The sequence below is a fragment of the Streptomyces sp. NPDC047841 genome (assembly GCF_040704085.1).
Classification (GTDB): domain Bacteria; phylum Actinomycetota; class Actinomycetes; order Streptomycetales; family Streptomycetaceae; genus Streptomyces; species Streptomyces argyrophylli.
Genome location: NZ_JBEYRP010000008.1, coordinates 280,462 through 293,149, shown reverse-complemented (window position 1 = coordinate 293,149; position 12,688 = coordinate 280,462). Strand labels below are relative to the sequence as shown.

The 12,688-nt window shown below is 75.0% G+C and carries 10 protein-coding genes, 5 tRNA genes and 1 pseudogene; 7 read left to right on the top strand and 9 right to left on the bottom strand.

The annotated features are described in order from the left end of the window. Window positions 1-31 precede the first annotated feature (31 nt). From AB0947_RS15540 to AB0947_RS15530, 3 genes are read right to left on the bottom strand one after another with little or no spacing between them, the layout of a single operon-like run. On the bottom strand, window positions 32-856 hold the full coding sequence (locus AB0947_RS15540) for a GNAT family N-acetyltransferase (protein WP_366750856.1): 825 nt from the start codon (window positions 854-856) through the stop codon (window positions 32-34). A gap of 49 nt (window positions 857-905) precedes the next feature. Further along, window positions 906-1,727 (bottom strand): aminodeoxychorismate lyase, encoded by an 822-nt coding sequence (locus AB0947_RS15535; RefSeq protein ID WP_366750855.1) that lies wholly within the window; start codon window positions 1,725-1,727, stop codon window positions 906-908. Further along, on the bottom strand, window positions 1,724-2,779 hold the full coding sequence (locus AB0947_RS15530; RefSeq protein WP_366750854.1) for a chorismate-binding protein: 1,056 nt from the start codon (window positions 2,777-2,779) through the stop codon (window positions 1,724-1,726). Before AB0947_RS15530 ends, AB0947_RS15535 begins: the two co-directional genes overlap by 4 nt. A 178-nt stretch (window positions 2,780-2,957) precedes the next feature. On the opposite strand from AB0947_RS15530, the gene AB0947_RS15525 reads away from it, so the two are divergent. The 5 genes from AB0947_RS15525 (at window position 2,958) to AB0947_RS15505 (ending at window position 3,428) form a co-directional block, all read left to right on the top strand. After that, window positions 2,958-3,030 (top strand) — tRNA-Gly (locus tag AB0947_RS15525). Window positions 3,031-3,068: 38 nt separating this feature from the next. Next, window positions 3,069-3,142 (top strand) — tRNA-Cys (locus AB0947_RS15520). Window position 3,143: 1 nt separating this feature from the next. Next, window positions 3,144-3,215, top strand: a tRNA-Val gene (locus AB0947_RS15515). Between the two features lie 40 nt (window positions 3,216-3,255). After that, window positions 3,256-3,327, top strand: a tRNA-Val gene (locus tag AB0947_RS15510). A gap of 29 nt (window positions 3,328-3,356) precedes the next feature. Next, window positions 3,357-3,428: transfer RNA gene (locus AB0947_RS15505), tRNA-Val, on the top strand. A gap of 63 nt (window positions 3,429-3,491) precedes the next feature. On the opposite strand, the gene AB0947_RS15500 is transcribed toward AB0947_RS15505, so the two are convergent. From AB0947_RS15500 to AB0947_RS15490, 3 genes are all read right to left on the bottom strand, one after another. After that, on the bottom strand, window positions 3,492-3,785 hold the full coding sequence (locus AB0947_RS15500) for a zf-TFIIB domain-containing protein (RefSeq protein WP_366750853.1): 294 nt from the start codon (window positions 3,783-3,785) through the stop codon (window positions 3,492-3,494). Between the two features lie 92 nt (window positions 3,786-3,877). Next, complete coding sequence (locus AB0947_RS15495; protein ID WP_366750852.1) at window positions 3,878-4,879, bottom strand: aminoglycoside phosphotransferase family protein; 1,002 nt, start codon at window positions 4,877-4,879, stop codon at window positions 3,878-3,880. A 264-nt stretch (window positions 4,880-5,143) separates the two neighbouring features. Continuing rightward, window positions 5,144-5,320: a hypothetical protein gene (locus AB0947_RS15490; protein ID WP_366750851.1), complete on the bottom strand. Its 177-nt coding sequence runs from the start codon at window positions 5,318-5,320 to the stop codon at window positions 5,144-5,146. A gap of 602 nt (window positions 5,321-5,922) precedes the next feature. Here AB0947_RS15490 and AB0947_RS15485 point away from each other — a divergent pair. Further along, window positions 5,923-7,371: a serine/threonine-protein kinase gene (locus AB0947_RS15485; protein ID WP_366750850.1), complete on the top strand. Its 1,449-nt coding sequence runs from the start codon at window positions 5,923-5,925 to the stop codon at window positions 7,369-7,371. Window positions 7,372-7,413: 42 nt separating this feature from the next. Here the strand turns inward: AB0947_RS15485 and AB0947_RS15480 are convergent, their stop codons facing one another. From AB0947_RS15480 to cobT, 3 genes are all read right to left on the bottom strand, one after another. Then, the gene (locus AB0947_RS15480; protein ID WP_366750849.1) at window positions 7,414-8,232 is read right to left on the bottom strand and encodes an RNA methyltransferase; all 819 of its coding nucleotides are present in this window, start codon (window positions 8,230-8,232) and stop codon (window positions 7,414-7,416) included. A 74-nt stretch (window positions 8,233-8,306) separates the two neighbouring features. Beyond that, window positions 8,307-9,539 (bottom strand): uroporphyrinogen-III C-methyltransferase, encoded by a 1,233-nt coding sequence (gene cobA, locus AB0947_RS15475; protein WP_366750848.1) that lies wholly within the window; start codon window positions 9,537-9,539, stop codon window positions 8,307-8,309. 141 nt (window positions 9,540-9,680) lie between these two features. Then, entirely contained in the window at window positions 9,681-12,182 is a 2,502-nt protein-coding gene (gene cobT, locus AB0947_RS15470; protein WP_366750928.1) for a nicotinate-nucleotide--dimethylbenzimidazole phosphoribosyltransferase, read from the bottom strand. 195 nt (window positions 12,183-12,377) lie between these two features. Here cobT and AB0947_RS15465 point away from each other — a divergent pair. Beyond that, window positions 12,378-12,688 (top strand): annotated as a pseudogene (locus tag AB0947_RS15465) (hypothetical protein); the annotation flags it as partial.

Here is a 12,688-nt window from a genome sequence, read left to right as displayed (position 1 = left end):
CCGTGCCGCGCGGCACGGGCCCCGCTCGGTCCTACAGCAGGGGCTTGCTCAGGGAACAGGTCACCGTCTCGTAGCCGAGTGACGCGTACAGCCGCTCGGCCGGGCTGTTGCCCGCGAACACGTTCAGGCCGAGGACCGTCCGGCCGGCCTCGATCGCCTGGCGTTCCGCCAGCAGCATGAGCGTACGGCCGTGTCCTCGCCCCCGGTGGGCGGCGAAGGTCTCCACGTCGAACACGAACGCCTTGGCGTCCTCCAGAGCCAGCCAGAGGGTGCCCACCCGGGTGCCCTCGTGCTCCAGCACGCTGAAGAGCACGCCCTCGGTCGCGAGCCCGTGCGGCAGCAGCCGCGCGTGGTCGTCGCGGGCCTTGGCCCGGGCCGCGGCCTCGGGCACGCCCCGCCCGATCCACCCGCGCGCGTACCGCTCGCCCTCCGCCTCCCGCCAGGCGGCGAACTCGGCCTCGGTCATGGGGCGGGCGTGGCTGCCCGGCGGCAGCGCGGGCGGGGTGGCGCCGAGGCGTTTCTCCATGCCGCGGTTGCGCACCGTGTAGCCGAGGGCACCGAACAGGCGCAGCGCGGCGTCCGCCGCGGCGGGCACCACCGCCTCCATCTGTGCGCAGCCCCAGCCCCGGGCCACCTCCTCGGCGGCGAGCGCGGCCACGGTGCCCCGGCCGCGCCGCCGGTCGGGCCCGGCGATCCGCAGGTCGACGACGCGGGCCACCGAGGCGCCGAGGGACGGCGAGGTGCCGAGGTGGATCTCGCCGACGGGACGGCTGTTCACGCACACCGCGTAGCGGCGGGAACGGGATCCGTCGGGGTGCTGCTGGAGCGGCTCGGCCGGCCGCAGGGTCGTGGTCATCACAGGTGTTCTACCCAGGACGACCGCCCGCGTCAGCCCGTTTTCCGGCTCAGGGGTCCAGGTCCCGCCCGGCCTGCGCGTCGAAGATCCGCATGGCCTCGGCGGTCACCGGGCCGCCGGTGCCGGGCAGTTCGCGGTCGTCGATCCGGTGCAGGGCCTGTACGTCCCGCAGGGTGGAGGTCAGGAAGACCTCGTCGGCGCGCTGGAGGACGTCCAGCGGCAGGTCGGTCTCCTTGGCGCCGACCCACTCGACGACCAGGGCCCGGGTGATGCCGGCCAGACAGCCGGAGGTGACGGGCGGGGTGTGGATCTCGCCGTCCAGGACGACGAAGACGTTGGAGCCGGTGCCCTCGCAGAGCTGTCCGACCGTGTTGCCGAACAGCGCCTCGGAGGCGCCGTGTTGGTGGGCGCGGGCCAGGGCGACGACGTTCTCGGCGTACGAGGTGCTCTTCACGCCGGCGAGGGCGCCGCGTTCGTTGCGGGTCCACGGGACGGTGATCGCCGCCGTGGAGTCGGGACGGCGGCTGGTCTCGCCGACGGCGACCACCAGGGTCGGGCCCGCGTCGCCGCGGTCGGAGCCGAGCGGGCCGTGGCCGCCGGTGTAGGTGATCCGCAGCCGGCCCAGCGGCACCGGGTCCGCCTCCAGGACGGCCGCGCAGGCGCGGCGCACCTCGTCGTGGTCGGGGTCGGGCAGGCCGAGGCTGCGAGCCGAACGGGTCAGCCGGTCCAGGTGCCGGGTGAGCGCGAACGGCGTGCCGTGGACCGCCTTGACGGTCTCGAAGACACCGTCGCCGACGGTCAGTCCGTGGTCGAGGACGGAGATCCTGGCGGATTCCAGGTCCCGCAGCTCGCCGTCCAGCCAGATCCTCATAGGAGCGCCCCCTCGGTCTCGTCGTACGCCCCCGACGCTACCGCGAGCAGCCGGGACGCCTTCAGCTCGGTCTCCCGCCACTCCCCCTCCGGGTCGGACCCCCAGGTGATGCCGGCTCCGGTGCCGAAGCGCAGGGCGCCCGCGGCGCGGTCGATCCAGAAGGTGCGGATGCCCACGGCCAGCTCGGCGGTGCCCCGGTCGGCGTCCACCCAGCCGATGCCGCCGCAGTACGGGCCGCGCGGCGCCGTCTCCAGCGCCTCGATGATCGTCAGGGCACTCGGTTTGGGGGCGCCGGTGACCGAGCCGGGCGGGAACGCCGCGGCCAGCAGCTCCGGCCAGCCGGCGTCCGCCCGCAGCTCGCCGCGGACGGTCGAGACGAGGTGGACGAGCCCCGGGTGCTTCTCCACGGCGCACAGGTCGGGGACGGTCACGCTGCCGGTCGCGCAGACGCGGCCGATGTCGTTGCGGACCAGGTCCACGATCATCACGTTCTCGGCGTAGTCCTTCTCCAGCAGGTCCGCCTCGGTGCGCCCGGTGCCCTTGATCGGTCCCGACTCGACCGTACGGCCGGCGCGGCGCAGGAACAGCTCGGGCGAGGCGGTGGCGATCTCCACGCCGTGCTCCGGCAGCCGGATCGTTCCCGCGTACGGCGCCGGGTTGCCGCGGGCCAGCAGCGCGGTCAGGGCGTCCACGTCGGCGCCGGGGCCGGCCGGCGCGCTGAGCACGCGGCAGAGGTTGGCCTGGTAGACCTCGCCGGCCGCGATGTGCTCGCGGATGCGGTGGACGGCCGCCGTGTACGCGGCGCGGTCCAGGGAGGAGCTCCAGTCCCCCGGCCGTGGTCCCCGCCATCCGCCGGGCACCGGCGCGGGCACCGGCTCCTCGCGTACGTCCGCGAAGCGCGCGCAGGTCAAGCGGCCCTCGAAGTCCGCGCAGACGGCCCAGAAGCCGGTGGAGTCCAGGGCGGCCGGATCGCCGGTGACGTCGAGGAGGCCGGTGGCGACGCGGTCGCCGAAACGGGCCAGCGGGGGGAGGCCGGATGGGTGGTGGAGCACGTGGTCGAGTCTAGGGCGGGTGTCCGGGAGGCGGCCGCGGGATGTCCCGGAGGGGGCCCTGACCACGGGGTCCGCCGGACGCACCGCAGCACGCTGCGCAAACGCGTTTTTGTGCTGGCCCGGGAATCCGCTAGAGTTCAACACGTCGCCGGGACGCGGAAGCGGTCCGAAACGACAGGCGGACGTAGCTCAGTTGGTAGAGCGCAACCTTGCCAAGGTTGAGGTCGCGAGTTCGAGCCTCGTCGTCCGCTCGAAGGAGAAGGGGTCGTCCCGATCCCCTTACACTCCTGGTGGAGTGGCCGAGAGGCGAGGCAACGGCCTGCAAAGCCGTCTACACGGGTTCAAATCCCGTCTCCACCTCCAAGGACGATTAGCTCAGCGGGAGAGCGCTTCCCTGACACGGAAGAGGTCACTGGTTCAATCCCAGTATCGTCCACTGGATCTTCGGATCCTGGGTCTTCTCGGAGATCCTGCCCGCGCGATTAGCTCAGCGGGAGAGCGCTTCCCTGACACGGAAGAGGTCACTGGTTCAATCCCAGTATCGCGCACTGCCTGTGACTCACGGGTCACAGCCCGCGGACGATTAGCTCAGCGGGAGAGCGCTTCCCTGACACGGAAGAGGTCACTGGTTCAATCCCAGTATCGTCCACGCAGCAAGGAGCCCCCGGCCGTCTCGTACGGCCGGGGGCTCCTGCGCGTGCCCAGCGGGTGATCAGCTGGAGAAGAGCATGTGCCCGAAGCTCTTGTGGCGGTGGTGGCCGTAGTGACCGTGACCGCCGTGGCCGCCGTGCGGGGCGCCCCAGGCAGGTGCGGGCGGAGCCGCCGGGTAGGCCTGCGGTGCGGCGGGCGGCGGCGGGGCCGGCTGCGACCACTGGGCCTCCAGGCGGGTCAGCGCCTCCAGCTCGCCGTAGTCGAGGAATATGCCGCGGCAGCCGCTGCACTGCTCGATCTGGATGCCGTTGCGGTTGTAGGTGTGCATCGGCGCATGGCACTTCGGACACTGCATGGTCGGCTCAACTCCTCGCCAGTCGGTCGTGCTTCGTGTTTCCCCAGGACAGACTCCGTCCGGCCCCGGGCGGTTGCAGCCTGGACCGGGAATCAGGGCGCGGGCCGCGGGGGACGCGGGAAGCCGGCGGGGACGGACGGCATGCGCGCGCACGCGTCCACCACGGCCTGTTCCACCTCGTCCAGCGGGCGGTCCGCGGCGAGCGCCTTCGTGACCGCGAGGGCCGCCGTCTGCACGGTGAGCGCGCGGGCCGGGACGTCCAGGGCGGTCCAGGGGTCGCCGTCCGCGGGCACGGCCGGGCCGCCGGCCTGCCGGTAGGCGGTCAGGAAGCGGGTCCACTCCTCGGGCGGGAGGAGTCCGCAGGCGTACCAGGCGGCGGGGCGGGCGAGGTCCCAGGCCGGCACGCCGGCACCGAGGTCGTCCACGTCGATCAGCTGCCACGGGCCGTCCGGCGCGGGGTGCCGGACGAGCTGGCCGAGGTGCAGGTCGCCGTGGCAGAGGGCCGGCGGGCCGGGCATCGGCGCCTGCGCGCGGGCCCAGGCGGGCAGGGCGGCCCAGGCCTCCAGGACGGGCCGGGCGGCCGGGTGCGCGGCCCGGCCGGGCGTCGTGCGCAGGGCCGCCCGGAGCCGGTCGAGCGCGCGGGCGGCTTTGACGGGGCCGCGCATCGGGGGGAGGCCGGCGGGGACGGGGGTGCGGTGCAGGAGGGCGAGGAGGGTGGCGGCGGCCTCCCAGGGAGCGGCGTCCGGGTCGTCCGGGTCCACGGGGGCGCCGTACGGCCAGAAGGTGACCAGGCGGTCCCGCAGGGTGTCCGTGACCGGGGTGAGCGGGGGCAGGAGCAGGCCGGGGAGGCGGGCGGCCGTGGCGACGCGGAGGGTGAGCGCGGCGGGGTCGGTGTCCGGGGCGTGGGCCTTGGCGACGGTGGTGTCGTGGCGGACGACGGTGGCGTCCCGGCGGTCGGCGAGGGGGGTGCTGGGGCAGGAGCAGGGGACGGCGGGGGTACGGGGGTGAGCGGCGGCCTTGGCCCGGTCGGCCAGCGCGGACCCGAGGGCGGGGTCGTCGGTCCCGGCGGCTCCGGTGTCGGTGTCTGCGGTCAAGGAGGGCCTCGGACGGGCTGGGGCGGGGTGCTCGGGTGAGCGTACCGGGGTGCGGGGCGGCGGGGGTCGGGCGAACCGGGTGAGACCGCCCCGGGTGCCTCGCGGCCGTGCGCACCGCGGGCCGGCGACGCCGGGGAACGGCCAATGCCGGCGCAGCTCCCCAGCTGCGCCGGCATTTGTGCCGTCCGCCGTACCCCCGTCCCCACGGGGTTTCATGGATGGATGTCCCCGCCCGGACCGCTCTTCCGGGCCTGGGGACGCCGCTCAGCGCCCCAGCATCGCACCCACGGACGACGCCTGTGTGGCCACCGTCTCCCAGCCGTCGAAGACGAGCAGGAGCAGGGCCGCCAGGGGAAGGGCCATGAGCGTCGCCACCAGGGGGTGGCGACGGCCCGTCCGGCGGGTGGCGAGCGCCGTGCGTCGCGGTGCCGTGTGGGCCATGGTCCCTCTCCTGACCGTTTCGGTTGTCGTCGGCAGCGGCGGGTGGTGACCTCGGGGGACGAGTGCTGCACCCGCCGCTTGACCTCAAATCTAGGCGCGCGGCTCCCACCGGGCGTCATGCCCGCGTACCGATTGCCGGGCCTCCATGAGGATGAGCCGTGACCTGCGACGTACTCCCCTGGGTGGAGACGTGGGCCGGCGTCTCGGGGTCTTCCCGGAGGGGTAGCCCACTTCGTCCTGTTATTTCCGACGCGCTCTATGGGATGAGTTGAGTGACTTCGATCACTCCCGTCCGGGTCGGAGGGAGCGCCGGGGATGGACCGGCATCCGCGGCGCGGGCGCGGCCGCGGGTCGCCGCCGGGCACGGGCCGGTGGGCGTACCGGCCCGTGCACCGCCGCCCAGCAGAACGTCAACCTGCCTGCCCCACCGACCGGTTGGGGCCACCGGTGGCGCGAAGTCGCCGCTCGCCGGAGCCTGCTGACCGCCTTTCACCTCCCCCGGACGGCCGACACAATCCATCCGGCCCGGAGGGCGCGGCCTCTGCGCGCTGGCGGCCGTGGAAACGTAAGCTGTGCCACGTCACAGGGACCGGGCAGCGGGGATGAACATGGCGATGATGCGCCTGAGGCGCGAGGACCCGCGCGTCGTCGGCTCGTTCAGGCTTCACCGACGGCTCGGCGCGGGCGGGATGGGCGTGGTCTATCTCGGCTCCGACAAGAAGGGGCAACGGGTCGCCCTGAAGGTGATCAGGCCCGATCTCGCGGAGGACCAGGAGTTCCGGTCGCGCTTCGCGCGCGAGGTGTCGGCGGCCCGGCGGATCCGGGGCGGGTGCACGGCCCGGCTGGTCGCCGCGGACCTGGAGGCCGAGCGGCCCTGGTTCGCCACCCAGTACGTACCGGGCCCGTCCCTGCACGACAAGGTCGCCGAGGAGGGCGCTCTCGGCGCGGCGGACACGGCGGCGATCGGCGCGGCCCTGTCCGAGGGGCTGGTCGCCGTGCACGAGGCCGGGGTCGTCCACCGGGACCTGAAGCCCTCCAACATCCTGCTGTCCCCGAAGGGGCCGCGGATCATCGACTTCGGCATCGCCTGGGCCACCGGTGCCTCCACGCTCACCCACGTGGGCACCGCGGTCGGCTCCCCCGGCTTCCTCGCCCCGGAGCAGGTGCGCGGGGCCGCGGTCACCCCGGCCACCGACGTCTTCTCCCTGGGCGCGACCCTGGCGTACGCCTCGACCGGCGACTCGCCGTTCGGGCAGGGCAGTTCCGAGGTGATGCTGTACCGGGTGGTGCACGAGGAGCCGCAGCTGTACGGCGTCCCGGACGCGCTGGCCCCGCTGATCCGGGCCTGCCTGGCGAAGGACCCCAACGAGCGGCCCAGCACGCTCCAGCTGTCGCTGCGGCTGAAGGAGATCGCCGCCCGGGAGGCGCAGGGCCTGGACGGCGTACGGCCGCCCTCGCCGCGTGCCGCCGAGGCGGACCGGCCCACCGGACGGCTCGCCGACACCTACCCCGAGCAGCAGCGCACCCAGCGGCGCGCCTCCCCCGGCACCCCGCTGCCGCGCGGCGGCACCCCCGCCCGGGGCGGCGCGCCCTCCGTGTCCTCCAGGGGCGGGTTGTCCTCGCGCGGCGAGGTGCCGTCCCGTGGCGGGGCGTCCTCGCGCGGCGGGGTGCCCTCACGCGGCGCCGGGTCCTCCCGGCCGGGTACGGCGCGCCCCACCCCGGTGCCGCGCGGCAGGGGTCCGCGCTCCGGTGGCGGCCGGCCCGCTCAGCGCGGTGGTTCCGGCCGGCCGGGGCAGCGCCCTACGGGGAGCCTGCGGCGGCCGGCCAATCCGCGGCTGCTGCGCCAGCGGCTGTTCGTGTTCGTGGTGGTGACGCTGCTCGTGGCGCTCGGCATCGCGGTGGCCCAGGGCTGCCAGGGACCGGCGCGCGGGCTCGGCGACGACGGCGTCCCCCGGCAGCAGCACACCCAGCCGGGCCACTTCCCGCTGGGCGACGCGACGTTCGTGCCGAACCCGGACACGTCCGCCGTGAGCCGCGACGCCGGTAACTGAGGGCCGCCCGCGGGGCGGTTCGGCGGCCCGGGGTGTGCCCGGTCAGGACTCCGGCCGGCCCGTGGCCACCGCGTAGAAGGCGACCGCCGCTGCCGCGCCCACGTTGAGCGAGTCGACGCCGTGGGACATCGGGATGCGGACCCACTCGTCGGCGGCGACCAGCGCCCGCGTGGACAGTCCGTCGCCCTCGGCGCCGAGCATCAGCGCCACCCGGTCCATCCTGTGCGGGGCGGCCTCGTCGAGGGTGCGGGCCTTCTCGTCCGGAGTGAGCGCGAGCAGGGTGAAGCCGGCCTCGCGCACCGAGTCCAGGCTCTTGGGCCAGGTCTCCAGCCGGGCGTACGGCACCGAGAACACCGCGCCCATGGAGACCTTGACGCTCCGCCGGTACAGCGGGTCGGCGCAGTCGGGCGACAGCAGCACCGCGTCCATGCCGAGGGCCGCCGCCGAGCGGAAGATGGCGCCGATGTTGGTGTGGTCGTTCACCGACTCCATGACCACCACCCGGCGGGCGGAGCGGAGCAGTTCGCCGGCCGTCGGCAGCGGCTTGCGCTGCATGGAGGCGAGGGCGCCGCGGTGCACGTGGTAGCCGGTGACCCGTTCGGCGAGTTCGGGGCTGACGGCGTAGACCGGCGCGGGCAGCTCGTCGATGACGTCGCGCATGACGTCGATCCACTTGGCCGAGAGCAGCATCGACCGCATCTCGTAACCGGCGTCCTTCGCCCTGCGGATGACCTTCTCCCCCTCGGCGATGAACAGGCCCTCGGCGGGCTCACGCCTGCGGCGCAGCTCCACGTCGGTCAGGCCCGTGTAGTCGGCCAGGCGCGGGTCGTCGGGATCCTCGACGGTGATGAGATCGGCCACGGGGTGATACTGCCTTGTCCTGGAGGTGGTGCCAACGGATGGGTTACCCCGGGTTACGCGTGATCAGGCCGGGGTCAGGCCACCGGCGCGGGGCCGACCCGCACCACGTCGCCGATGACGATGACCGCCGGGGGCCGCACGTCCTCGGCGCGGACCGCCTCGGCGACCGTGGCCAGGGTGGCGTCCACGCGCCGCTGCGCGGCCGTCGTCCCCTCCTGCACCAGGGCGACCGGCGTCGCGGGCGGCCTGCCGTGGGCGACGAGCGTCTCGGCGATCTTCCCGATCTTGTCGACGCCCATCAGGACCACCAGGGTGCCGGTGAGCTTGGCCAGCGAGGCCCAGTCGACCAGGGAGCGCTCGTCGTCGGGCGCCACATGGCCGCTGACCACGGTGAACTCATGGGCGATCCCCCGGTGCGTGACCGGGATGCCGGCCGCGCCCGGCACCGAGATCGAGCTGGAGATGCCCGGGACCACCGTGCACGGGATGCCGGCCTCGGCGAGCGCCTGGACCTCCTCCATGCCCCGGCCGAAGACGAACGGGTCGCCGCCCTTGAGCCGGACGACCGCCTTGCCCTGCTTGGCGTGCTCGACGAGCGCGTTGTTGATGGCCTCCTGGGCCATGTACCGGCCGTACGGGATCTTCGCCGCGTCGATCACCTCGACGTGCGGGGGGAGCTCGGCGAGCAGGTCGCGCGGGCCGAGCCGGTCGGCGATGACGACGTCCGCCTCGGCGAGCAGGCGCCGGCCGCGGACCGTGATCAGGTCCGGGTCGCCCGGGCCGCCGCCGACCAGGGCCACGCCCGGGGTGCGGGTGCGGTGGTGCGGGGCGACGAGGGTGCCGTCGCGCAGGCCCTCGACGACCGCGTCCCGGATGGCCGCGGTGTGCCGGGGGTCGCGGCCCCGCGCGTGCGTGGTGAGCACGGCGACGGTGACGCCCTCGCTGTGGCCGGTCGCCGGGGTCCAGGCGGTCGCCTGGTCGGCGTCGTCGGAGCGGACGCACCAGACGCGGTGGCGCTCCGCCTCGGCGGAGGCGGCCGTGTTCGCCGCGGGGTCGCTGGTGGCGATGAGGGCGTACCAGGCCTCGGCGAGGTCGCCGTCCGCGTACCCGCGCCGCACCCAGGTGATCTCGCCCGCGTCCGCCATGGCCTCCACCGAGGGGGTCGCCTCCGGGGAGACGAGGACGACGTCCGCGCCGGCCGCGATGAGCGCCGGGAGGCGGCGCTGCGCGACCTGGCCGCCGCCGAGGACGACCACGCGACGGCCGGAGAGGCGGAGGCCTACGGGGTAGGCGGGGTGTTCGGCCATGAGGGACGGCTCCTCGTGCAGCTGTGCGATGGGCGCGCTGCACCTTCGGAGCGGCCCTGACGTGCAGATTTTAAGCGGAGGGCAGGGCGCGGGGCACGGGTGGTCCGGCAGCTGAACACCGGACCGCCCGTGCCGCCGGGCCTACTTCTCCGTGACCCCCGCCGAATCGAACGTGGCCACCTCGTGCATGGCCCGCGCCGTGCTCTGCACCAGCGGCAGCGCGAGCAGGGCGCCGGTGCCCTCGCCGAGACGGAGGTCCAGGTCGACCAGGGGGCGCAGGCCCAGCTTGTTCAGGGCCGCCACGTGGCCCGGCTCGGCGCTGCGGTGGCCGGCGATGCAGGCCGCGAGGACCTCCGGGGCGATGGCGCGGGCCACGAGGGCGGCCGCGCCGGCGCTCACGCCGTCCAGGATCACCGGCGTGCGCAGCGAGGCACCGCCGAGCAGCAGGCCCACCATGGCCGCGTGCTCGAAGCCGCCGATCGCCGAGAGGACGCCGATCGGATCGGCCGGGTCCGGCTGGTGGACTTCCAGGGCACGGCGGACCACCTCCGTCTTGCGGGCGAGCGTCTCGTCGTTGATGCCCGTCCCGCGCCCGGTCACCTCCGCCGGGTCGGCGCCGGTGAACACGGAGATCAGCGCGGCGGAGGCGGTGGTGTTGGCGATGCCCATCTCCCCGGTGAGCAGGGCCTTGTTGCCGGCCGCCACCAGGTCGCGGGCGGTCTCGATGCCGACCTCGATGGCCGCCTTGGCCTCCTCGCGGGTCATCGCGGGTCCGGTGGTCATGTCGGACGTGCCGCCGCGGATCTTGCGGGGCAGCAGGCCGGGGGTGGCCGGCAGGTCGGCGGCGACGCCCACGTCCACGACGCACACCTCGGCGCCGACCTGACTGGCGAAGGCGTTGCAGACGGCGCCCCCGCCGAGGAAGTTGGCCACCATCTGGGCGGTGACCTCCTGCGGCCAGGGGGTGACGCCCTGGGCGTGCACGCCGTGGTCGCCGGCGAAGATGGCGACGGCGGCGGGCTCCGGGATCGGCGGCGGGCACTGCCGGGACAGCCCGCACAGCTGTGCGGAGATGATCTCCAGCATGCCGAGCGCGCCGGCCGGCTTGGTCATGCGCTTCTGGCGCTCCCACGCCTCGCCGAGCGCCTTGGCGTCGAGCGGGCGGATCTGTGCGACGGTCTCGGCAAGCAGGTCGTGGGGTTCCTCTCCGGGCAGGGCGCGGCGGCCGTACGTCTCCTCGTGCACCACCCAGGACAGGGGGCGTCGCTTGGACCAGCCGGCCTGCATCAGCTCGGGCTCGTCCGGGAACTCGTCGACGTACCCGACACACAGGTAGGCGACGACCTCCAGGTGCTCGGGCAGGCCGAGCGCGCGGACCATCTCCCGCTCGTCGAAGAAGCTGACCCAGCCGACGCCGAGGCCTTCGGCGCGGGCGGCGAGCCAGAGGTTCTCCACCGCGAGCGCCGAGGAGTAGGGCGCCATCTGCGGCTGGGTGTGACGGCCGAGCGTGTGCCGGCCGCCGCGGGTGGGGTCGGCGGTGACGACGATGTTGACCGGGGTGTCGAGGATGGCCTCGATCTTCAGTTCCTTGAACTGCTTGGCCCGGCCCTTCGGCAGCGACTTGGCGTACGCCTCGCGCTGCCGCATCGCCAGTTCGTGCATGGTCCGCCGGGTCTCGGCGGACCGGATGACGACGAAGTCCCAGGGCTGCGAGTGGCCCACGGACGGCGCGGTGTGCGCGGCCTCCAGGACCCTGAGCAGCACCTCGTGCGGGATGGGGTCGCCGCGGAAGCCGTTGCGGATGTCGCGGCGCTCGCGCATCACCTTCAGGACGGCCTCGCGCTCGGCGTCGGCGTAGCCCGGCGCGGCGGGGCCGGCGGACTGGCGTGCCTCCGCCACCGGGACCGTGTCCTCTTCCTGGTCGGCGCCCCTGGTCCGCAGGTCCTCCGCGTGCTGGACGACATCGGGGGCGGGCGCCGGGGCAGGCTCGCCGTCGCGGGGTGCGGGCACGACGAGGGGGTGCGGCGGGGTGGGCGCCAGGTGCGGGGTGGTGGGGACCTGCCCCTCCACCGGCACGAACTCCCCGAGCGGCCGAGGATCCGCGCCCGCGGGGAGCCCGGAGGGCAGCGGCTGCTCCGGGACCTGGGCGGGCTCCTGCGCGGGGCCCTGCGGGTGCGGGGCTCCGGGTACGGCGGCGTCCGGCTGCGGGGCGGCCGGGGCACCGGGGGCCTGCGGGACGCTCTCGGCGAGCTGCGGGCCCTGGAGCACGGCCGGCTCGGCCACCCCTACGGCCTCGGCGGCGCTGTCACCGGCGGGCGCGGCGGGTACGGGGGCCGGCCCGGCGGCGACGGGTACGGCGGTCTCTCCGTCGGCGGCTGTGGGTACGGGGGCCTGCGTTGGGTCGGCGTGAGGTGCCGGGTCGGCTTGGGGAGCCGGGTCGGCTTGGGGAGCCGGGTCGGCTTGGGGAGCCGGGTCGGCTTGGGGTGCTTCCGCGGCGGCCGGGGCGGCTGGCTCCGGTGCCTGGACGCCGTCACCGTGCGGTGCCTCCGCGACCGGGGCGGCTGGCTCCGGTACCTGGGCGGCCGTGGGATGGGCGGCGACGGCGGGCTCGGCGACGGCCGGGGCGGCGCTGTCGACGGTCACCTGGACGGGCGCGTCCTGAGGCTGGGCGCCGGCCGCTTCCTCAGGCTGGACGGTGGCCGCTTCGTGCGTCGCGGCCGCGCTCTGGACGGCAACCGCGTCGGCGGACTCCACCACACCCTGGGGGGTGACGGCGGCTTGGGCTTCGGCGGGCACCTGAGCCTCTGCGGGAAGGTGGGGCTGTGCGGCGTCGGCGGCTTGCGCAACGGCGACCTCCGGCACCTCGGCGATCTGGTCACCGCTGGGAACCTGGGCGGCGTCGGCGGGCTGCGGGGCACCGGCGGGCTGCGCCACGTCAGCGGCATCCCCGGCTTCGGCGGCCTGCGGCACCTCGGCGACCTGGACACCATCCGCAACCGGCACCGCGTCAGAAGCCTGCCCGACGGCAGCAGCCTGCGCGGGCTGGGCGAACTGAGCCGCTTCGGCAGCGTGCGCAACCTCAACGGCCTGCGCGACAACCTGCTCCGCAGCCACGACCTCCCCAGCACCGGCAACCAGCACAGGCTCCG

Bases quoted from the DNA above. Each gene is read 5' to 3' on its own strand.
- AB0947_RS15540 (WP_366750856.1), bottom strand. From the start codon at position 856: ATGACCACGACCCTGCGGCCGGCCGAGCCGCTCCAGCAGCACCCCGAC.
- AB0947_RS15490 (WP_366750851.1), bottom strand. From the start codon at position 5,320: ATGGCCCACACGGCACCGCGACGCACGGCGCTCGCCACCCGCCGGACG.
- AB0947_RS15485 (WP_366750850.1), top strand. From the start codon at position 5,923: ATGAACATGGCGATGATGCGCCTGAGGCGCGAGGACCCGCGCGTCGTC.
- AB0947_RS15535 (WP_366750855.1), bottom strand. From the start codon at position 1,727: ATGAGGATCTGGCTGGACGGCGAGCTGCGGGACCTGGAATCCGCCAGG.
- AB0947_RS15500 (WP_366750853.1), bottom strand. From the start codon at position 3,785: ATGCAGTGTCCGAAGTGCCATGCGCCGATGCACACCTACAACCGCAAC.
- cobA (WP_366750848.1), bottom strand. From the start codon at position 9,539: ATGGCCGAACACCCCGCCTACCCCGTAGGCCTCCGCCTCTCCGGCCGT.